The organism is Nocardioides xinjiangensis (assembly GCF_017916385.1).
GTDB classification, from domain to species: domain Bacteria; phylum Actinomycetota; class Actinomycetes; order Propionibacteriales; family Nocardioidaceae; genus Nocardioides; species Nocardioides xinjiangensis.
Map to the genome: position 1 here is coordinate 2239609 of NZ_JAFMSW010000001.1, position 19716 is coordinate 2259324.

Below are 19716 nucleotides of genomic sequence, written 5' to 3' on the forward strand. Positions count from 1 at the left end.
GACGCAGTAGGTTGGCCCCATGAGTACAGCCATCATCGGCGCCGGGGTGATGGGGGAGACCCTCCTGTCGGGGCTGGTGCGCGCCGGCCGCCGGGTCGATCAGCTCATGGTCGGCGAGAAGCGCGCCGAGCGGGCCCGGGAGCTCGAGGAGCGCTACGGCGTGGCCGTGGTGTCCAACCGCGAGGCCGCCGCCAAGGCCGACACCGTCGCGCTCGTCGTCAAGCCGCAGGACATGGGCGACGTGCTCGACGAGATCGCGTCCGACCTGCGCGCCGGGCAGCTCGTGGTGTCCCTCGCCGCCGGCATCACGACGGCCTTCATCGAGTCACGGGTGCCCGAGGGCGTGGCGGTCGTCCGCGTCATGCCCAACACGCCCGCCCTCGTCGACGAGGGGATGGCGGCGATCTCGCCGGGCTCGCACTGCGACGAGTCGCACCTGGAGGAGGCCGAGTCCCTCATGGCCTCCACCGGCAAGGTGCTGCGCATCCCGGAGAAGCAGATGGACGCCGTCACCGCGATCTCGGGCTCGGGACCGGCCTACATCTTCTTCGTCGTCGAGTCGATGATCGAGGCCGGCGTCCACCTCGGCCTGCCGCGGGCGACCGCCACCGACCTCGTCGTGCAGACCCTCGTCGGATCGGCGGCGATGCTCCGCGAGACCGGCACGCACCCCGTCGTGCTGCGCGAGCAGGTGACCTCGCCCAGCGGTACGACGGCCTCGGCGCTGCGCGAGCTCGAGATCCACCGGGTGCGGGCGGCGTTCCTCGCCGCGATGGAGGCCGCGCGCAACCGCTCGCGCGAGCTGGCCGAGGGGTCCTGAGCGACGCCGGACGACGACCCAGGCGGTCCGCCCACGCCGTCCGCCTGTCGGACCGCTGCGCGAGCAGGGGTAACGTCCGCCACATGGAGTGCGCCGGGCCCACGTCAGTCGTGTTCGACCCGACGCTGACGGCGTACGACTTCGGCCCCACGCACCCGATGTCGCCGGTGCGCGTGGACCTCACGATGCGGCTGGCCGAGGAGCTCGGCGTCCTCGACGGCATCAAGCGGGTGGACGCGCCGGTCGCCACGGACGCGCAGATCGCCACAGTCCACGAGCAGGGCCTCATCGAGGCGGTGCTGAAGGCGGGGAGCACGCCCGGCTTCGAGGACGCCGCCCGCGGCCTGGGCACCGAGGACGACCCCGTCTTCACCGACATGCACCAGGCGAGCGCGCACGTGGTGGGCGCCAGCCTGGAGGCGGCCCGCCAGGTGTGGAGCGGCGAGTCGCTCCACTCCGTGAACATCGCCGGCGGGCTGCACCACGCCATGCCCGAGCGCGCGAGCGGCTTCTGCATCTACAACGACGTGGCCGTGGCCATCACGAAGCTGCTGGCCGACGGCGCCGAGCGGGTGGCCTACGTCGACATCGACGTCCACCACGGCGACGGCGTGGAGCGGGTGTTCTGGGACGACCCGCGGGTCCTCACCGTCTCCCTGCACGAGACCGGGCAGATGCTCTTCCCGGGGACCGGCTTCCCGACCGACACCGGCGGCCCGGGCGCCGAGGGCACGGCCGTCAACGTCGCCCTCCCGCCGGGCACCTCCGACGCGGGCTGGCTGCGCGCCTACCACGCCGTGGTCCCGCCGCTGCTGCGCGAGTTCGGGCCGCAGGTGCTCGTGACCCAGCACGGCTGCGACTCCCACATGAACGACCCGCTGGCGCACATGATGCTCAGCGTGGACGGCCAGCGCGCGGCCTACCTCGCGCTGCACGAGCTCGCCCACGAGGTCGCCGGCGGCCGCTGGGTGGTCACCGGCGGCGGCGGGTACTCGGTGGTCGACGTCGTGCCGCGCGCCTGGTCGCACCTCCTCGCCATCGCCTCCGGCAGGCCGCTCGACCCCGCGACCCCGACGCCCCCGAGATGGCGGGCGTACGTCGAGGAGGTGCTGGGAGCGACGGCGCCGCACCGGATGACCGACGGGCGCACGCCGGCCTACCGCGACTGGGCGTCGGGCTACGACCCGGAGTCGTGGCTCGATCGGGCGATCAACGCCACGCGGACCGCGGTGTTCCCGCTCCACGGCCTCGACCCCCTGCCCTGAGCGTCGGGCCGGGCGCCTCGAACTGCCGTCCGCCGAGAATCAACCCGACACGCCGCCAGTCACACAAGTTTCTCTGTCATTCCTCTTCCCCACCCGTCACAGGGGCCCTATTGTCACCGGAAGCGGCACGCCTGTGACGCCGGTGGGGAAGCCGGCGCCGTCGCCGTACAGAAGGATCGGTGCACACCATGGCTGAGAACATCCCTGGCGACATGTCCGAGGCGCAGTTCCTGACCATCGCCGAGGTCGCGGCCAAGATGCGCGTCTCGAAGATGACCGTCTACCGGCTCGTCCACGGCGGCGAGCTGCCCGCGGTCCGCGTCGGCCGCTCGTTCCGGGTCACCGAGGACGACGTCAACGAGTACCTGCGCAAGAGCTTCTACAACGCCGGCTGAGCGCCGGGTTCCGCTGGTCTGACTCGATTCGGGGCTGCGTACACGGGCCAAGTAGGGTGTGCGGGTCCGACCGACGAGTGTCGGTCGCAACGAAAGGTCTGATCCACGTGGGTTCTGTCATCAAGAAGCGGCGCAAGCGCATGGCCAAGAAGAAGCACCGCAAGCTTCTCAAGAAGACGCGCGTCCAGCGCCGCAAGCTCGGCAAGTAACACCCCCTCGACCATGGGACGGGTCGTGCTGGTCACCGGGATCTCCCGGGACATGGGGCGACGCTTCGCGCGCGCCGCGGCCGGCGACCCGTCCGTCGACCGGGTGATCGGGGTCGACGTCGTCCCACCGCGGGGCGACCTCGGCGACGTCTCCTTCGTGCGTGCGGACATCCGCAACCCGGTCATCGCGAAGGTCCTCGCCAAGGAGGACATCGACACAGTGGTCCACATGAGCGTCATCGCCACGCCCGGCTCGGCCGGCGGGCGGGGCACGATGAAGGAGCTCAACGTCATCGGCTCCATGCAGCTGCTCGCTGCGTGCCAGAAGTCCGCGACCGTCGAGCGCGTGGTCGTGAAGTCGACGACCACGGTCTACGGCTCGAGCCCGCGCGACCCCGCGATGTTCACCGAGGACATGGGCCCCAAGCGCCTGCCGTCCTCCGGCTACGCCAAGGACGTCTACGAGGTCGAGGGGTACGTCCGCGGGTTCGCCCGCCGCCGCCCCGACGTCGCCGTCACCATGCTCCGCGCGGCCAACGTGGTCGGACCCCATGTCTCCAGCCCGCTGACCAACTACTTCCGGCTGCCGGTCGTCCCGCGGGTGCTCGGCTTCGACCCGCGCATGCAGTTCCTCCACGAGGACGACCTGCTCCGCGTCCTGCGGCACGCCGCGACGAGCGGCGTCCCCGGCACCTTCAACGTCGCCGGCGACGGCCTGATGACGCTGAGCCAGGCGGTGCGCCGGCTCGGCAAGCCGTCGGTGGCGATGCCCCGCATGGCCGTCGGCCGCCTCGGCGCCACGATGCGCCAGGCTCGCTTCTCCGACTTCTCGCCCGAGCAGCTGGGGTTCCTCACCTACGGTCGAGGGGTGGACACCACCCGGATGCGCACCGTCCTCGGCTTCGAGCCGGAGTACACCACGGCCGAGGCCTTCGCCGACTTCTGCCGCGCGATGTCGCCCGCCGCCCGGGAAGGAGCCGGTCGTGCCTGAGCCACGCCACAGCGGCGAGGAGGACGCCGTCGTGATCCCCATCGGGACCGGCGGACGCCCGGGCAGGGGGTCGGGCAGTGCCCGTCCCTCCGCAGCCGCTCGCAACCTCGCCCCGACCCCCCGGAAGTCGTCGGCCGGCCGCCAGCCGGGCCCACGCCCCGCGACCACCGGCGTCCGACCGCGCGCCTCCGCTCCCGAGGACGCCGGGCGCGCGGAGGCCGCCGACGCGGCACCGACCACCGGTATCCCGGTGGGTGACTGGCTCTCCGCCGCCCAGGAGGCGGCCCACGAGGTGTTCGGCGACGACTGGGAGCGGCGCCTCGCCGAGCTGATGGCGTTCGCGCGGCGCCGGCTCGAGGGCGACTACGAGGTCGACGACTACGGCTTCGACCGCGAGCTCACCGAGCGCTTCTTCATGGCCGCGCTGCGTCCCATCGCCGAGAAGTGGTTCCGGCTGGAGGTGCGCGGGCTGGAGAACATCCCGGCCGAGGGCGGCGCCCTCGTCGTGTCCAACCACTCCGGCACCGTGCCGCTCGACGGCCTGATGACGATGCTCACCGTGCACGACCACGCCCACCGGTTCCTGCGTCCCCTCGGCGCCGACCTGGTCTTCCGGCTGCCGTTCGTGAGCTCGCTGGCGCGCAAGAGCGGCGCGACCCTGGCCTGCGTCGAGGACGCCGAGCGGATGCTCTGCGGCGGCGACCTCGTCGGGGTGTGGCCGGAGGGCTTCAAGGGCATCGGGAAGCCGTTCAGCGAGCGCTACAAGCTCCAGCGCTTCGGGCGCGGCGGGTTCGTGTCCGCGGCGCTGCGCACCGGCGTGCCGATCATCCCGCTCTCCGTCGTGGGCGCCGAGGAGATCTACCCGCTCGTGGGCAACGTGCCGTCGCTGGCGCGCCTGCTCGGCGTCCCCTACATCCCGATCACGCCGTTCTTCCCCTGGCTGGGCCCCCTCGGCATGGTGCCGTTGCCGTCGAAGTGGATCATGGAGTTCGGCGAGCCGATCCGCACCGACTCCTACGACCCCGCCGAGGCCGACGACCCGATGCTGGTCTTCAACGTCACCGACCAGGTGCGCGAGACCATCCAGCACACCCTCTTCGACCTGCTGCGCGAGCGCGACGGGGTGTTCAGCTAGCCGCGACCGCCCGGGAGCAGGCCGCCGGTGGCGTTGTTCAGCGCGCCGCCCGTGAGCCCGTCGACCCCGCCGGTCACCTCACCGATCAGTCCGCCCGTGGCGTTGTCGACCCCGGACGTCAGGCCGCCGAGGGCGCCGCCGGTGACGCCGTTGAGCTGGCTGGCGAGGTCGCTGGTGGTGTCGGTGACCGTGCCGGTCACCGAGCCGGTGACGTCCTGGGGCAGGTTCTTGACCGGGGCGGTCGGCTCGGGCTTGACCGGGTCGGTCCGCGTGGGGCTGGGGGGCGGCGCGACCGGCGTGCCGGACGTGGACTGCGTGGGCGGCAGCGTCGTGGTGGACGGCTGCGTCGGCAGGGCCCGTGGCGGCACGAGGAGCTCGGGGACCCGGAGTCCGGACAGGTCCTGACCCGAGAGCGGCGCCGCCTCGAGCGTCTGCTCGTCGGCGTCGAGGCCGGAGAGCAGGTTGCCGGGTGCGCTGCTGAGCAGGAACTCCGGCACCGACGTGATGCCACCCGGGCAGCCCGCGCACTGGTTGCTGACCTCGAGGTCGAGGTCGGTCAACGTCCGCCCGGCCGCCAGCAGCTCGTCGCGCGCGCTCTCGGGCAGCCGGTCGTGCAGCCCGTCGAGACGCTCGATGCTCGCCGTGGTGAACTCGCGCGCGGCGAGGGCGTCGCGGTCGGCCCCGGTGGCCTCGTAGGACGCCAGCAGGTCGCGGACGCCGTCGCTGGACTGGTCGGTGAAGGAGTCGAGCGTGTCGGGGATGAGCTGGTCGCGGCCCTCGTCGCCCGACGCGAGCGCCTCGAGCTCGGAGAGGCGGGTCTCGGCCTGCGCGAGCAGCGCGCGACCGCGTGCGGCGTCGTCGGGGGCGAAGCGCACCTCGGCGGCCTCGATGCCGCGCTTGACGCCGTAGAGCGACTCGCCCGGCAGTGCGTCCTGGGCGGCGACGGCCATCGTGCCGGCGGCGCCGACGAGGGCGGCACCGCCGAGCACCGCGGCGACGCGGCGGTCCCAGGTGCGGGAGCGGGCGGGCATCGCCAGGCGTGACGGAGCGGTCGGCTGCCGGACCAGGACGGTGTCGGCCTCGATCATCAGCCGCTCGCGGAGCGAGGAGACGAACTCCGGGCGCGGGGCGGCCTCCGGAAGGGCCCTCAGGTCGGCGACGACCTCGAGCAGGTCAGCGAAGTGCGCGCTCTCGCGCTCAGTGCGCGCGGCGCCCGGCCCTCGGGCGAGGAGCGCCTCGAACTCGTCGGCACGGCGGCGTGCCGAGAATGGGGGTGTCATCGCGGTCGTCCTGTCTCACTGCTGGTGGCTCCTCCCACACAGGCGAACGAGGCAGGTGAGGCATTCGTTACGGGGTGTGTCACGAGTCTCTCAACCCCTCCGGCATGAGCTTGGCCAAGTTGCGCACGCCGCGCAGCTGGAGCTGCTTGACCGCGCCGTCCGAGCGGCTCAGCGCCAGCGCCGTCTCCGCGATGGACAGGCCCTGGAGGAATCGCATGATGAGGCACTCGCGCTGCTCGACCGGCAGCTGGGTGAGGGCCTTGAGGAGCGCCTCGTTGGTGAGTCCGGCGATGACGGCGCTCTCGGGCCCCTCGGTGGCGTCGTCGTGCGGCGTCATGTCCTCGGTGGTCATCTCCAGGCGGGTGCGGCCCGCCTTGAAGTGGTCCATCGTGAGGTTCCGCGCGATGGTCATCAGCCAGGCACCGAAGTCCTTGCCCTGCCACCGGAAGCTGTTCATGCTGCGCAGCGCCCGGAAGAACGTCTCGGAGGTGAGGTCCTCGGCCAGCGCCTGCGAGCGGGTGCGGTAGTAGAGGAAGCGGTAGACCGACGCCTGGTAGTGGTCGTAGAGGAGGCCGAACGCCTCCTTGTCGCCGGAGCGAGCCAGCTCGACGAGGGCGATCAGCCGTTCCCGCTCGGCGCCGTCCACCTCCGAGGACGTCGCCCGGTCCTCGTCGCCGACCGGGCTGGAGCCCGCCGGGTCGCGAGGCCCGTCCGCGGACAGCGGCACGGGACCGGGGGACGTCTCGGCGAGCAGGAGGTACGACCCCCGCGGGCCGGCGGGGTGCGCCAGCTGCGGGGACAGCTGGGGGGACAGCTGCGAGGACAGGACCGCGAGGACGGCGCGCCGTAGCGCGTCCATGCCTTCTTCGAAGGCATGCTCAACGTCTTCCCTGGACCGCATGCGGTTTTCCCTCCCAATCGCAGCATTGTCCACGATAGGTCGCCGCATGCACCTTGGGAACCAGAAAGTAACTTCGGTTTACACCCCTAAGAGCGAGGGAACGCCCTGCCGCGGAGGCTGACGCCCGCGGCGATGGCGCCGGTGACGGCGCCCGCGAGCGCCGCGCCCGTCAGCCCGGCGCGCGCCGCCTTGCGGCCGGTGCGGTAGTCGCGGACCCGCCATCCGTTGGCGCGGGCGTGCGCGCGGAGCCGCGCGTCGGGGTTGATGGCGCACGGGTCGCCGACGAGCGAGAGCATCGGCAGGTCGTTGCTGGAGTCGGAGTACGCCGAGCAGCGAGCCAGGTCGAGGCCCTCGCGGGCGGCGAGCGCCTTGACCGCCTCGGCCTTCGCGGGTCCGTGCAGCAGGTCCCCGACGAGCCGGCCGGTGTAGACGCCGTCGACGTGCTCGGCCACGGTCCCCATCGCACCGGTGAGGCCCAGCCTGCGCGCGATGACGCTCGCGATCTCGATCGGGGCGGCGGTGACCAGCCACACGCGCTGCCCCTCGTCGAGGTGCAGCTGGGCGAGGGCCCGGGTGCCGGGCCAGATGCGGTGGGCCATCGCCTCGTCGAAGATCTCCTCGGTCAGCTCCTCGAGCTCGGTGGTCGTGTGCCCGGCGATGAAGGCGAGCGCCGAGTTGCGCGCCTCGGCGACGTGCTCGGGGTCCTCGACGCCGACCACGCGGAAGTACACCTGCTTCCACGCCGCGTCCAGGATCTCGCGCGTGCTGAAGAACTCGCGCCGGTGCAGCCCGCGGGCGAGGTGGAAGATGCTCGCGCCCTGCATGATCGTGTTGTCGACGTCGAAGAACGCGGCGGCCGTGGGGTCGCTGGGGGTGATCAGCGCGCTCTCGACGTCGGCGGACGCCGCCGCGGCCTCCCCGGCCAGCGCCGAGCGCTGCTGCAGGTCGAGGCGTCGTGGGCGCTCGAACGGGGTCACCCGGGCAGCGTAGCTGTGGAAGGATCGGCGCATGCCGCGCAACGACATCTCCGCGCTGGTCGAGCAGGCCGCTGCGGACGTCCCGGACCGGCAGGCCCTCGTCGAGAGCGGTGGGCGGTCACTGACCTGGGCCGGCCTGGAGGACGAGGTCGGCCGGCTCGCGACGGGGCTCGGCGCCCACGGCGTCCGCGCCGGGCAGCGCGTGATGATCGTGGTCGGCAACCGGATCGAGTTCGTCACCACCTACCTCGCCGTGCTGCGCGCCCAGGTCGTGGCCGTGCCGGTCGACCCACGCTCCACCGCCGACGAGGTCGCCCGGATGCTGGCCGACTCCGGGTCCCGCCTCGTGGTGGTCGACGAGACCGCGCTCGACGTCGTCCGCGCCGCCCTCGCCGGGCTGGACGAGGCGGCGCCGTCGCCGGCCGTGGTCGTCGCCGGCACCGAGCCGGGGACGGGCGAGCTCGCCCTCGACGCCCTGCGCGCGGACGTCGTACGCCCCGTGCCGCCCCTGCCGGACCCCGAGAAGCTGGCGGCGCTGCTCTACACCAGCGGCACCTCGGACCGCCCGCGCGCCGCGATGCTCACCCACCGCGCGCTGCTCGCGAACATCGAGCAGGTCGCGGCCGTCGAGCCGCCGATGATGCACGGCGACGACGTTGTCCTGGGGGTGCTGCCGCTGCACCACGTCTACGGCCTCAACGCCGTGCTGGGCGGCGTGCTGCGGCACCGGGCCCGCCTCCTGCTCGTGGAGCGCTACGAGCCGCAGGCCGTCCTCGACCTCATCGACGACGAGGCGTGCAGCGTCGTGCCGATCACCCCTCCCGTCCTCACCCACTGGCTGCCCGACGAGCACCTGCGCGAGCGGCTCGGACCGGTGCGGCTGGTGCTGTCGGGCTCGGCGCCGCTGGCCCCGGAGGTCGTCGACCGCTTCACCGGGATCACCGGCATCCCGGTCCACCAGGGATACGGCCTGACCGAGGCCGCGCCTGTCGTGACGAGCACCCTGTGCAGCCAGGACCCGCGGGCCGGGTCGGTCGGTGCGGCCCTGCCCGGCATCGAGCTGCGGCTCGTGGACGAGACCGGGGGACCGGTTGACGGGGAGGACCCCGGGCAGATCCAGGTGCGCGGTGACAACCTCTTCAGCGGCTACTGGCCCGACGCCGCCGACGGCCCCGACGACGAGGGCTGGTTCGGCACCGGCGACGTCGGCTTCCTCGACGCGAGCGGCGACCTGTTCCTCCTCGACCCCGTGCGGGAGCTCGTCGTCGTCAGTGGGTTCAACGTCTACCCGTCCGAGGTCGAGGAGGTGCTCCGCGAGGTCGCGGGCGTCGCGGAGGCCGCCGTCATCGGGGTGCCCGACGAGGAGACCGGCGCGGCCGTGGTGGCGTACGTCGTCGCGGACCGCGGCGCGCGCGACGCCGGGCCGCACCTGGCGGAGGCGGTCCGGTCGCACGCCGAAGACCGGCTGGCGCGCTTCAAGCAGCCGGCGCGCATCGAGGTCGTGGACGAGCTGCCCCTCACCGCGACCGGCAGGGTGCAGAAGGGCAGTCTGCGCCGCATGGAGCGGCGACGCGTCCAGGAGCTGCTCGGATGAGCGCGCGCGTCACCCTCTACTCCCGGCCGGGGTGCCACCTGTGCGACGACGCGAGGGCCGTCGTCGCAGCCGTGTGCGACGACCTCGGCGAGACGTTCGAGGAGGTCGACATCACCACCGACCCCGATCTCGAGGACCGCTTCGGCGAGGAGATCCCGGTGACCTTCGTCGACGGCCGGCAGCACGACTTCTGGCGGGTCGACGAGCGCCGCCTGCGCGCGGCGCTGGGGGCGTGACGACCGCGTCACCCTCCCGGGGATGGCGGGCGTGCCGCCATGCGTTGGGGCAGGTGTGAAGCTCTCCCTCCTCGACCGCTCCCGGACCCGGCGCGGGGCGTCGGACGCCGATGCCTTGGGCGCGACGGTCGACCGGGCCGTGCGGGCCGAGCGGCTCGGCTACGAGCGCTTCTGGGTCGCCGAGCACCACGCCGTGCCGGGGATCGCGTCGGGGTCGCCGGCCGTCCTGCTGGCCGCGATCGGCGCCCGCACCGAGCGGATCCGCATCGGGTCGGGAGGCGTGATGCTCCCGCTCCACCAGCCGCTCGTGGTCGCCGAGCAGTTCCTCCTGCTCGACGCCCTCCACCCCGGGCGGGTCGACCTGGGCCTGGGCCGCTCGCTCGGCTTCACGCCGCCGGTGCGCCGTGCCCTGAGGCGCGACCTCGACGCCGCCGACACCTTCGAGGACGACCTCGTCGAGCTGCGGCGGCACCTCGCCGGAGCCGCCGAGGTGACCGCGCGCCCGGCTACCGGGCGGCCCGTGCCGATGTACCTGCTCGCCACCGGTCGCGGGCTCCGGCTCGCGGCCCGGCTCGGGCTGCCCGTCGTCGTGGGGGGTCCGATCCTGGACTCCGGGGAGCTCCCCGACGCGCTGGCCGGATATCGCCGCTCGTTCGTCCCGCACGACGGGAGCGCCCCGAGGGTGACGGTCGCGCTCGACGTCCTCCTGGCCGACGACGACGCGACCGCTCGCGAGCTCGCCCTGCCCGAGGCGTGGGCCCTGGCCATCTCCCGCCAGACCGGCGAGTTCCCGCCCCTGGAGCCGGTCGCCGCCATCCGCGCCGCCACGTGGACGAGCCAGGTGCGTCGTCGGGTCGAGGGCTCCCTCGACCGGACGGTCGCCGGGGGCCCGGCGACGGTGCGCCGCCGCATCGAGGACCTCCTCGAGCGCACCGGGGCCGACGAGCTGCTGGCGAGCGCCTCGACGCACGACCGCGAGGCGCAGCTCGAGTCGGACCGGATGCTGCGGGAGGTCGTGGGCTGACGGGCACCCGCGCGCTCGAGGACGGTCCTAGCACCCGGCCGCGCATGGTCCGTTGTCACGTCCCGGAGCCCCTGTCGACCCCCGCCGAGGGTGGGTCTTCTCACATGTGCTAGCCGACGCTCCTGCCGTTTTGTTCTCCCGTTCACAAACTCCTACAGTGGCGGAGTCACGCGAGGTTCGCGGGACTGGAAAGAAGCAGCTGTGACCGCACGGACCCCCGACTCAGCCCGGGACATCCCCGAGGCGACCGTCGCCAGGCTTCCCGTGTACCTGCGTGCCCTGATCGGCCTCGCCGAGGACGGCACCACCACCTGCTCCAGCGAGGAGCTCGCCGCGTCGGCCGGCGTCAACAGCGCGAAACTCCGCAAGGACCTCTCCTACCTCGGCAGCTACGGCACCCGCGGTGTCGGCTACGACGTCGAGTACCTCCGCTACCAGATCGCGCGCGAGATCGGCGTGACGCAGGACCGGCGCGTGGTCATCGTCGGGATCGGCAACCTCGGCCACGCCCTGGCCAACTACTCCGGGTTCCGCAGCCGCGGCTTCCGCGTGGTCGCCCTGCTCGACGCCGACCCCGCCCGGCAGGCCGAGGTGGTGGCCGGCCTCGACGTCCGCTCCTTCGACGACCTCGAGGCGATCGTCGCCGAGCACGACGTGTCGATCGGCGTCATCGCAACCCCCGCGGTGGCCGCGCAGGACGTCGCCGACCGGATGGTGGCGGCCGGCATCACCAGCATCCTCAACTTCGCCCCGACGGTGCTCGCCGTGCCCGACGGGGTCGACGTACGGAAGGTGGACCTCTCCATCGAGCTCCAGATCCTCGCCTACCACGAGCAGCGCAAGTCGGTCGCTCCCGGGACGGAGGTGGTCTCGTGAGCGTCCTGGTCGTCGGAATCTCCCACAGGTCCGCGCCGGTCGAGCTCCTCGAGCGCCTCGCCCTCGACGCCGAGGGCACCGCCAAGCTCGTCGCCGACGTGATGAGCGGTGACCACGTCTCCGAGGCCACCGCGATCGTGACGTGCAACCGGCTCGAGGTCTACGCCGAGGTCGACCGCTTCCACGGCAGCGTCGAGGACCTCTCCGGCCTCCTCGTCGCGCGCGCCGGGCAGCCCACCGAGGCGCTGCTGCCGCACCTCTACGTCCACTACGACGAGGGCGCCGTCTCCCACCTGTTCCAGGTGGCGGCCGGACTCGACTCGATGGTGGTCGGCGAGGGGCAGATCCTCGGCCAGACCCGCGAGGCGCTGCGGGTCGGCCAGGAGAACGGCACGGTCGGCCCGGCGCTCAACGCGCTCTTCCAGCAGGCGCTGCGCGTCGGCAAGCGAGCGCACGCCGAGACCGACATCGACCGCGCCGCCCCGTCCCTCGTGAGCGCCGCCCTCGAGCGCAGCTCGGTCCCCGTCGCAGGCGCTCGCGCCCTCGTCGTCGGCGCCGGCGCGATGGCGTCCCTCTCCGTGTCCCACCTCGCGCGCAGCGGCGCGGCCGGCATCGCCGTGCTCAACCGCACGGCCGCGCGCGCCGAGCGGCTCGCCGAGGAGTACGGCGCCACGTCGGTGCCGCTGTCCGACCTGCGCGCCGAGCTGGCCACCGCCGACCTCGTCATCTCCTGCACCGGTGCGCGCGAGTCGGTCGTGCGGCTCGCCGACGTGGTCGCCGCGCGGGGCGCGGACGACCGGCCGCTCACCGTCATCGACCTCGCCCTGCCCCACGACGTCGACCCGTCGGTGGGCGAGCTGCCCGGCGTCGAGCTGATCAACCTCGCGGGGCTGGCCGACGAGCTGCGCGGCCTGGAGGCCACGGCCGGGGTCGACGACGTACGCACGATCGTCGGGCAGGAGATCACCGCGTTCCTCGCCGTCCGCCGCCAGGCGAGCGTGACGCCCACCGTCGTGGCGCTGCGGTCGATGGCCACCGCGGTGGTCGACGCCGAGATCGAGCGGCTGGCCTCCCGCGTGCCCGACCTCGACGAGACCACCAGGGCCGAGGTGCTCCACGCCGTCCGCCGGGTCGCCGACAAGCTGCTCCACGAGCCGACCGTCCGCGTCAAGGAGCTCGCCGACGCCGAGCCGGCCGTGTCCTACACCGCCGCGCTCGCCGAGCTGTTCCGGCTCGACCCCGACGCGGTCGATGCCATCTCGCGGGCGGAGGGACAGCAGTGAGCACCTCTCCGTCCGCCCCCCTGCGTCTCGGCACCCGCGCCTCCGCGCTGGCCACGACCCAGTCCGGTCTCGTCGCCGACCTCGTCCGCGACCGGCTCGGTCGCGAGGTCGAGCTGGTCGAGGTCTCGACCGAGGGCGACCGCAGCGCGGCGCCGCTCGCGTCGTTCGGCGGCACCGGCGTGTTCGTCAGCGCGTTGCGCGACGCCCTCCTCGAGGGTCGCGTCGACCTCGCGGTCCACTCGCTGAAGGACCTGCCCACCACGCCCGCCGACGGCATCGCGCTGGCGGCGATCCCCGTGCGCGAGGACCCGCGCGACGTCGTCGTCGCCCGCGACGGCCTCACCCTGGGCGAGCTGCCTGCCGGCAGCCGTGTCGGCACCGGGTCGCCGCGCCGCGTCAGCCAGCTGGCGGCGCTGGGCCTGGGCCTGGACCTGCACGCCATCCGCGGCAACGTCGACACCCGGATCCGCAAGGTCCGCGACCGCGAGGTCGACGCCGTCGTCCTCGCCCGGGCCGGTCTGGCCCGCCTGGGTCGGCTCGACGAGGTCACCGAGGTCCTCGACCCGCTCCAGATGCTGCCGGCCCCCGGCCAGGGCGCCCTCGCGATCGAGTGCCGGTCCGGCGACACCGACCTGGTCGCGGCGCTGGCCGCGCTCGACGACCCCGCCACCCGCGCCGCGGTCACCGCGGAGCGCGCGGTCCTGTCGACCCTCGAAGCCGGCTGCTCGGCCCCGCTGGGCGCCCTGGCCGAGGTCGTCGAGGGGCAGGACGGCGAGGAGCTGTGGCTGCGCGCCGTGGCCCTCTCGGAGGACGGCGGGCTGTCGGTGCGGAGAAGCGCCAGCGGCGCGGTCGGCGAGGCCGTACGGCTCGGGACACGCCTGGCGAGCGACATGCTCGCCGAGGGAGCAGCAGACCTGATGGAAGCACCACCAGTGAGGAAGCAGCACGCATGACGCGAGTACAGACCCCGCAGACCAGCAGCGCTGAGGCCAAGGTGGCGACCCCGGCCCAGGGCTGGGTGTCGTTCGTGGGCAGTGGTCCCGGTGACCCGGGCCTGCTGACCGTGCGCGCCGTGGAGCTCCTCCAGGGCGCGGAGGTCATCGTCACCGAGGCGCCCGAGCACGTCGACCTGGTCCGCTCCGTCCTCGGCCTCGTCGAGGGCCCCGACGGGTCCTGGGACGGCCCCGAGATCGTCGACGGCGGCTTCGGCGAGGACGGCCAGCCGCTCACCCACGCGGCGCGCGCGAAGGTCGTGGTCCGCCACGGCAAGAAGCAGCGCGTCGTGCGTCTCATGACCGGCGACCCGTTCCTCTACGCCTCCGGCCCCGAGGAGGCGCAGGCCTGCGTGAAGGCCGGCGTCGGCTTCGAGGTCGTCCCCGGTGTCTCCTCGGTGAGCGCGGTGCCCGCCTATGCCGGCATCCCGCTGACCACCAAGCGCCACCGCGAGATGGCCGTCGTCACCTGCGGCGAGAAGATCGACTGGAGCGCGTACGCCGACGACCGCACGCTCGTCCTGCTCTCCGGCGTCGGCAGCATCGGCGAGACCGCGGCCGCCCTCGTCGAGGCCGGTCGCTCGCCCCAGACGCCCGTCGCGATGACCCGCGTCGGCACCACGACCGAGCAGCAGACGCTGATCTCGACGCTGGCCGACGTCGCGGCCGACGCGCGCGCCGCCCGCATCGCCCCGCCGGCGATCACCGTCATCGGCGAGGTCGTCGACCTGCGCCAGACGCTGTCGTGGTTCGAGACCAAGCCCCTGTTCGGCTGGCGCGCGCTGGTGCCGCGCACCAAGGAGCAGGCCGGCTCGCTGTCGCGCCGGCTGCGGGAGTACGGCGCCGTGCCCGAAGAGGTGCCGACGATCTCCGTCGAGCCGCCACGCAACCCGCTGCAGATGGACAAGGCCGTCCGCGGCCTCGTCGAGGGCCGGTACGAGTGGATCGCGTTCACGTCGGTCAACGCCGTCAAGGCCGTCCGCGAGAAGTTCGAGGAGTACGGCCTCGACGCGCGTGCGTTCTCCGGCCTCAAGATCGCGGCGGTCGGCGACAAGACCGCCCAGGCGATCGCCGAGTGGGGCCTGCGGGCCGACCTGGTGCCGTCGGGCGAGCAGTCGGCCGCCGGGCTGCTCGAGGTCTGGCCTCCCTACGACGAGGTGCTCGACCCGATCAACCGGGTCTTCCTGCCGCGCGCCGACATCGCGACCGAGAACCTCGTCGCCGGCCTCGTCGACCTCGGCTGGGAGTGCGACGACGTCACCGCCTACCGCACCGTGCGGGCCACCCCGCCGCCGGCGCCGGTGCGCGACGCGATCAAGACCGGCAAGTTCGACGCCGTGGTCTTCACCTCGTCCTCGACCGTGCGCAACCTCGTCGGCATCGCCGGCAAGCCGCACCCGTCGACGATCATCGCGGTGATCGGTCCGCAGACGGCGAAGACCGCCGAGGAGCACGGGCTGCGGGTCGACGTGCTCTCGCCCACGCCCGACGTGGAGGTCCTCGTCGACGCGCTGGCCGACTTCGGTGCCGCCCGCCGGCTCGCGATGCTCGAGGCCGGCGAGGTCGTCACCCGGCCGAGCGAGCGCACCGCGTCCGGGCGCCGCAAGGCCCGCGTCAAGTAGCCGCCACCGCCGCTGGGAGAGGATGGAGCCGTGACCGAGGAGAAGCACGTCCAGGGCCCGACCGTCCGACCCCGGCGGCTGCGGCGCACGCCGGCGCTGCGCCGGATGGTCGCCGAGACGCACGTGGTGCCCAGCTCGCTGGTGCTGCCGCTGTTCGTGCGGGAGGGCCTCAGCGAGCCGGCTCCGATCTCGTCGATGCCCGGGGTCGTCCAGCACTCCCGCGACTCGCTGAAGAAGGCCGCCTTCGAGGCCGCGGAGCTCGGGCTGGGCGGCGTGATGCTGTTCGGCATCCCCGAGCGCAAGGACGCGACCGGTTCGGGTGCGATCGACCCCGGCGGCGTGCTCAACCTGGCGATCACCGACGTGGTCGCCGAGGTGGGCGACCAGCTCACCGTGATGTCCGACCTCTGCCTCGACGAGTTCACCGACCACGGCCACTGCGGCCTGCTCACGCCCGACGGTGACGTCGACAACGACCTCACCCTCGCGGCGTACGCCGACATGGCGCTCGCGCAGGCGGCGGCCGGCGTCGACATGGTGGGCCCGAGCGGCATGATGGACGGACAGGTGCGGGTGGTGCGCCAGGCGCTCGACGCGGCCAGGCACAGCGACGTGTCGATCATGGCCTACTCGGCTAAGTACGCCTCCGCCTTCTTCGGGCCCTTCCGCGAGGCCGTCGACTCCTCGCTGGTCGGCGACCGGCGGACCTACCAGCAGGACCCGGCCAACGCGGTCGAGGGGGTGCGCGAGGTGCTGCTGGACGTGGCCGAGGGTGCCGACATCGTCATGGTGAAGCCCGCGCTGGCCTACCTCGACGTGATCCGCCGCGTCCGCGACGCCGTCGACGTGCCCGTGGCGGCGTACAACGTCTCGGGCGAGTACGCCATGGTCGAGGCCGCGGCGGCGAACGGCTGGATCGACCGCGAAGCGGCCATCCTGGAGACGCTGACCGCGATCAGCCGCGCGGGCTCGGACGTGGTCCTCACGTACTGGGCCGCCGAGGCCGCGGACCTGCTGCGGCGCTGACCGCTGCGCCGCTCGCCGCTCGGCGGGTAGGCCGGGCGGGCACTGGGCCGGGCGTCATACGAAGCCGCACCTATGGGTGCTGGTCGGTATGACGGGGCGCTGCTGACCGGCTCAGCGTCATACGAAGCCGCACGTATAGGTGCCGGTTCGTATGACGGGGCGCTGCTGGCCGGCCGACGTCATACGGAGCCGCACCTATAGGTGCCAGTTCGTATGACGGAGCGAGGTGGCCGGCTCGACGTCATACGAAGCCGCACCTATGAGTGCCGATTCGTATGACGCACCGGAGCTCGCCGGCCCGACGTCATACGAAGCCGCACCTATAGGTGCCGGTTCGTATGACGCAAGCGGCGGCCACGCCGGTCGGCGGCCGCAGCCCGACGGCTACGGGTTCATCAGGTCGGCGATGCAGGCGTTCAGCGCGGGCAGGTCGAGCGCCGAGACGCCGGAGGCCAGGCACTGGGCCTGCGCCTGCGCCCACGTGAGCGTGGCGCCGATCGTCCCGGTGGGGAGCGGCGGCAGCGTCGTGCTGAGCGTCGGCAGGCTCGTCGGCACGGACGGCGTCGGCACCGACGACGTCGGGTTCTTCGTCGGCGACTGGGTCGGCGTCTGCGTGGGGGTCTGCGTCTGCGTGGGGGTCTGCGTCTGCGTCTGCGTCGGCGTGGGGTTCCGGGTGGGCGACGGGTTCCTGGTCGGCGAGGGGTCCCGGTCCTTGTCGCCGTCGCCGCCCTTCCGGCCCTTGTCGCCGTCGTTGCCCCGGCCGGTGGCGGAGGCGGTCGGCTCAGGGACGATCACGCCGGTCGTCAGCGTGGCGGTCGGCACGGCGCTGAAGTCGCCGTCGAGGTAGGCCTGCATGACCTCCAGCACGAGGTCGACGTACTCGTTGGAGTGGTTGTAGCGGTAGACCGACGCGCGCTGACCCTGCTCCGTGGACAGGTCGTCCTCGCCGGAGCAGAGGTAGACCGCGGTGGCGAGCGCGGCGTCGTCGATGTCCTGCGGGTTCCGGGTGCCGTCGTTGTCGCCGTCCACGCCCACGACCGCCCAGGTCGAGGGGATGAACTGCATCGGGCCGACCGCCCGGTCGTGCCGGGTGTCGTTGTCGTACTGGCCGCCGTCGGTGTCGGCGATGTCCTGGGTGTCGTTCCGGCCGTTGAGCGCGATGCCGTAGATGCCGGGGCGCGCGACGCCCTGCGCGTCGAGGGTGTTGCCGCCGAAGCGGCCGTGGTCGGACTCGACGCGCCCGATGGCGGCAATGAGCTCCCACGGCAGCCGGCAGCCCCTGTCGGCCTTGTTGATGACGGCCTCGGCACGCTGGTACGCCGACAGCGCCGCCTGCGGGATGTCGCTCGCCGTGCCGGGCGTCAGGGCGGCGGCGCGGGTCACGGGGTCGCCGACGGTGGCCGGCGCCTCGATCGCGGCCGTCGGCAGGACCGTGCCGTCGGGGAGGGTCTTCGAGCCGTCGGAGTCGGCGCTCGCCGAGCCGACGCCCACGCCGGCGAGGCTCGCCGTCCAGGCGGCCGACAGCACCGCCAGCGGGATGATGGCGGTCGCGCGGTGAAGCCGGCCCGTCGACATGTCGTGCCCTCCCCTTGGTCGTCCTGGTGCCATGATGCCCCCTCCGGGCCCATCGACACCTCGACAACGACAGATTCCGCGACCAAGTTACGCGCCGGTCACCCTGTGGGCCAGTGCACAGCCGGGACCCCCGCTGGCACGCCGACTGGGGATCCTTTGCGTCCCTGCGGGACAATGACCGGGTGACCTCCGCGACCACACCCACCACGACGACCGCGGCCAGCCAGGCGTGGTTCGAGCGAGCCCGGGCGGTGACGCCGGGAGGCGTGAACTCGCCGGTGCGCGCCTTCACCGCGGTCGGTGGCACGCCCCGCTTCATCACCTCCGCCTCGGGCGCCTGGCTGACCGACGCGGACGGCAACGACTACGTCGACCTGATCTGCTCGTGGGGACCGATGCTGCTCGGCCACGCGCACCCCGACGTGCAGGCGGCCGTCGCGGGCGCCGTCGCGCGCGGCACGTCGTACGGCACCCCCACCGAGCCGGAGGTCGAGCTCGCCGAGGAGATCGTCGCCCGCACGCCGGTCGAGCGCGTGCGCTTCGTCTCCTCCGGCACCGAGGCCACGATGTCGGCGATCCGTCTCGCGCGCGGGGCCACGGGGCGCGACCTGGTCGTGAAGTTCGCCGGCTGCTACCACGGTCACGTCGACCCGCTGCTGGCCGAGGCCGGCTCCGGGGTCGCCACCCTCGCGGTGCCCGGCACGAGCGGGGTGCCCGCCACCGCGGCGGCGGAGACCCTCGTGCTGCCCTACAACGACCGGGAGGCCGTCCAGGCCGCGTTCGCGACCCACGGCCCGCGGATCGCGTGCCTAATCACCGAGGCCTCGCCGGGCAACATGGGTGTGGTCCCGCCGGCGCCGGGGTTCAACGCCTTCCTCGCCGAGACCTGCCGCGCCCACGGCGCCCTCTTCATCAGCGACGAGGTGATGACGGGCTTCCGCGCCACGGCGCAGGGCGGGTGGGGCCTCGACGGCGCCGTCGAGGGCTGGACGCCGGACCTGATGACCTTCGGCAAGGTGATGGGCGGCGGCTTCCCCGCCGCTGCGTTCGGCGGCCGCGCGGACCTGATGGCGCACCTCGCTCCGGAGGGACCGGTCTACCAGGCCGGCACCCTGTCCGGGAACCCGGTCGCCACCACCGCCGGCCTGGCCACCCTCCGGCTCGCGACCCCCGAGGTCTACGCGCACCTCGACGCGACCGCGCACACGATCCGTGCGGCAGTCTCCGAGCACCTGCAGGTCGCCGGCGTGCCGCACGTGGTGCAGGTGGCCGGCACGATGTTCTCGGTGTTCTTCCGAGACGGGGCGGTGCGCGACTTCGCCGAGGCCAGCCGGCAGGACACCGCGGCCTACGCCGCCTTCTTCCACTCGATGCTCGACCAGGGCGTCTACCTGCCCCCGTCCGCGTACGAGGCGTGGTTCGTGTCCGCCGCGCACGACGACCGGGCCGTCCAGACCATCATCGACGCCCTGCCGGCCGCGGCCCTCGCGGCCGCGACGGCTGGAGGTTACTGAC

19 protein-coding genes are annotated in these 19716 nt (G+C 73.3%); 15 read left to right on the top strand and 4 right to left on the bottom strand.

Annotated elements, in window-relative coordinates:
- Positions 1-19 precede the first annotated feature (19 nt).
- The 6 genes from proC (at position 20) to J3P32_RS10570 (ending at position 4815) form a co-directional block, all read left to right on the top strand.
- Positions 20-820, top strand: a complete 801-nt coding sequence (gene proC, locus J3P32_RS10545) for a pyrroline-5-carboxylate reductase (protein ID WP_210439719.1) — start codon at positions 20-22, stop codon at positions 818-820.
- Between the two features lie 83 nt (positions 821-903).
- Complete coding sequence (locus J3P32_RS10550) at positions 904-2085, top strand: acetoin utilization protein AcuC (protein WP_210439720.1); 1182 nt, start codon at positions 904-906, stop codon at positions 2083-2085.
- A 188-nt stretch (positions 2086-2273) separates the two neighbouring features.
- A complete protein-coding gene (locus J3P32_RS10555; RefSeq protein WP_090969018.1) occupies positions 2274-2480 on the top strand; it encodes a helix-turn-helix domain-containing protein in 207 nt (68 codons plus the stop codon).
- Between the two features lie 107 nt (positions 2481-2587).
- The gene (locus J3P32_RS10560) at positions 2588-2689 is read left to right on the top strand and encodes a 30S ribosomal protein bS22 (RefSeq protein WP_008356322.1); all 102 of its coding nucleotides are present in this window, start codon (positions 2588-2590) and stop codon (positions 2687-2689) included.
- Positions 2690-2702: 13 nt separating this feature from the next.
- Positions 2703-3680 carry an SDR family oxidoreductase gene (locus tag J3P32_RS10565; RefSeq protein WP_210439721.1) on the top strand — a complete coding sequence of 326 codons (978 nt, stop codon included), beginning with the start codon at positions 2703-2705 and terminating at the stop codon, positions 3678-3680.
- Positions 3673-4815, top strand: coding sequence for a lysophospholipid acyltransferase family protein (locus tag J3P32_RS10570; RefSeq protein ID WP_210439722.1), 1143 nt, complete (start codon positions 3673-3675; stop codon positions 4813-4815). The genes J3P32_RS10565 and J3P32_RS10570 overlap by 8 nt, the downstream gene beginning before the upstream one ends.
- On the opposite strand, the gene J3P32_RS10575 is transcribed toward J3P32_RS10570, so the two are convergent.
- From J3P32_RS10575 to J3P32_RS10585, 3 genes are all read right to left on the bottom strand, one after another.
- Positions 4812-6095 (bottom strand): DUF5667 domain-containing protein, encoded by a 1284-nt coding sequence (locus J3P32_RS10575; RefSeq protein WP_210439723.1) that lies wholly within the window; start codon positions 6093-6095, stop codon positions 4812-4814. The two genes, J3P32_RS10570 and J3P32_RS10575, sit on opposite strands and share 4 nt — an antisense overlap.
- Positions 6096-6174: 79 nt before the next feature.
- A complete protein-coding gene (locus J3P32_RS10580) occupies positions 6175-6954 on the bottom strand; it encodes a sigma-70 family RNA polymerase sigma factor (protein ID WP_246850041.1) in 780 nt (259 codons plus the stop codon).
- 128 nt (positions 6955-7082) lie between these two features.
- Positions 7083-7973: an HAD family hydrolase gene (locus J3P32_RS10585; RefSeq protein ID WP_307861654.1), complete on the bottom strand. Its 891-nt coding sequence runs from the start codon at positions 7971-7973 to the stop codon at positions 7083-7085.
- Positions 7974-8004: 31 nt separating this feature from the next.
- Between J3P32_RS10585 and J3P32_RS10590 the strand changes: the two genes are divergently transcribed.
- From J3P32_RS10590 to hemB, 8 genes are all read left to right on the top strand, one after another.
- Positions 8005-9567: a class I adenylate-forming enzyme family protein gene (locus J3P32_RS10590; RefSeq protein WP_210439726.1), complete on the top strand. Its 1563-nt coding sequence runs from the start codon at positions 8005-8007 to the stop codon at positions 9565-9567.
- Positions 9564-9803: a glutaredoxin family protein gene (locus J3P32_RS10595; RefSeq protein WP_210439727.1), complete on the top strand. Its 240-nt coding sequence runs from the start codon at positions 9564-9566 to the stop codon at positions 9801-9803. The genes J3P32_RS10590 and J3P32_RS10595 overlap by 4 nt, the downstream gene beginning before the upstream one ends.
- 55 nt (positions 9804-9858) lie before the next feature.
- Positions 9859-10827 (top strand): LLM class flavin-dependent oxidoreductase, encoded by a 969-nt coding sequence (locus J3P32_RS10600; protein ID WP_307861655.1) that lies wholly within the window; start codon positions 9859-9861, stop codon positions 10825-10827.
- 201 nt (positions 10828-11028) lie between these two features.
- Positions 11029-11703 carry a redox-sensing transcriptional repressor Rex gene (locus J3P32_RS10605; RefSeq protein ID WP_210439729.1) on the top strand — a complete coding sequence of 225 codons (675 nt, stop codon included), beginning with the start codon at positions 11029-11031 and terminating at the stop codon, positions 11701-11703.
- Positions 11700-12986, top strand: coding sequence for a glutamyl-tRNA reductase (locus J3P32_RS10610; protein WP_210439730.1), 1287 nt, complete (start codon positions 11700-11702; stop codon positions 12984-12986). Before J3P32_RS10605 ends, J3P32_RS10610 begins: the two co-directional genes overlap by 4 nt.
- Positions 12983-13939, top strand: coding sequence for a hydroxymethylbilane synthase (gene hemC, locus J3P32_RS10615; RefSeq protein ID WP_307861656.1), 957 nt, complete (start codon positions 12983-12985; stop codon positions 13937-13939). The genes J3P32_RS10610 and hemC overlap by 4 nt, the downstream gene beginning before the upstream one ends.
- Positions 13936-15600 (top strand): bifunctional uroporphyrinogen-III C-methyltransferase/uroporphyrinogen-III synthase, encoded by a 1665-nt coding sequence (locus tag J3P32_RS10620; RefSeq protein ID WP_210439731.1) that lies wholly within the window; start codon positions 13936-13938, stop codon positions 15598-15600. The genes hemC and J3P32_RS10620 overlap by 4 nt, the downstream gene beginning before the upstream one ends.
- Positions 15601-15630: 30 nt before the next feature.
- Positions 15631-16626 carry a porphobilinogen synthase gene (gene hemB, locus J3P32_RS10625; RefSeq protein WP_210439732.1) on the top strand — a complete coding sequence of 332 codons (996 nt, stop codon included), beginning with the start codon at positions 15631-15633 and terminating at the stop codon, positions 16624-16626.
- 384 nt (positions 16627-17010) lie between these two features.
- Here hemB and J3P32_RS18210 read toward each other — a convergent pair whose 3' ends face one another.
- On the bottom strand, positions 17011-18201 hold the full coding sequence (locus J3P32_RS18210; RefSeq protein ID WP_210439733.1) for a lytic transglycosylase domain-containing protein: 1191 nt from the start codon (positions 18199-18201) through the stop codon (positions 17011-17013).
- 182 nt (positions 18202-18383) lie between these two features.
- Between J3P32_RS18210 and hemL the strand changes: the two genes are divergently transcribed.
- Entirely contained in the window at positions 18384-19715 is a 1332-nt protein-coding gene (hemL, locus tag J3P32_RS10635; RefSeq protein WP_210439734.1) for a glutamate-1-semialdehyde 2,1-aminomutase, read from the top strand.
- Position 19716: the final 1 nt, after the last annotated feature.

What these genes read in the sequence shown, in the direction of transcription:
- proC (WP_210439719.1), top strand. Translation starts at nt 20, where the DNA reads ATGAGTACAGCCATCATCGGCGCCGGGGTGATGGGGGAGACCCTCCTG.
- J3P32_RS10550 (WP_210439720.1), top strand. Translation starts at nt 904, where the DNA reads ATGGAGTGCGCCGGGCCCACGTCAGTCGTGTTCGACCCGACGCTGACG.
- J3P32_RS10555 (WP_090969018.1), top strand. Translation starts at nt 2,274, where the DNA reads ATGGCTGAGAACATCCCTGGCGACATGTCCGAGGCGCAGTTCCTGACC.
- J3P32_RS10565 (WP_210439721.1), top strand. Translation starts at nt 2,703, where the DNA reads ATGGGACGGGTCGTGCTGGTCACCGGGATCTCCCGGGACATGGGGCGA.
- J3P32_RS10575 (WP_210439723.1), bottom strand. Translation starts at nt 6,095, where the DNA reads ATGACACCCCCATTCTCGGCACGCCGCCGTGCCGACGAGTTCGAGGCG.
- J3P32_RS10580 (WP_246850041.1), bottom strand. Translation starts at nt 6,954, where the DNA reads ATGGACGCGCTACGGCGCGCCGTCCTCGCGGTCCTGTCCTCGCAGCTG.
- J3P32_RS10590 (WP_210439726.1), top strand. Translation starts at nt 8,005, where the DNA reads ATGCCGCGCAACGACATCTCCGCGCTGGTCGAGCAGGCCGCTGCGGAC.
- J3P32_RS10595 (WP_210439727.1), top strand. Translation starts at nt 9,564, where the DNA reads ATGAGCGCGCGCGTCACCCTCTACTCCCGGCCGGGGTGCCACCTGTGC.
- J3P32_RS10620 (WP_210439731.1), top strand. Translation starts at nt 13,936, where the DNA reads ATGACGCGAGTACAGACCCCGCAGACCAGCAGCGCTGAGGCCAAGGTG.
- J3P32_RS18210 (WP_210439733.1), bottom strand. Translation starts at nt 18,201, where the DNA reads ATGTCGACGGGCCGGCTTCACCGCGCGACCGCCATCATCCCGCTGGCG.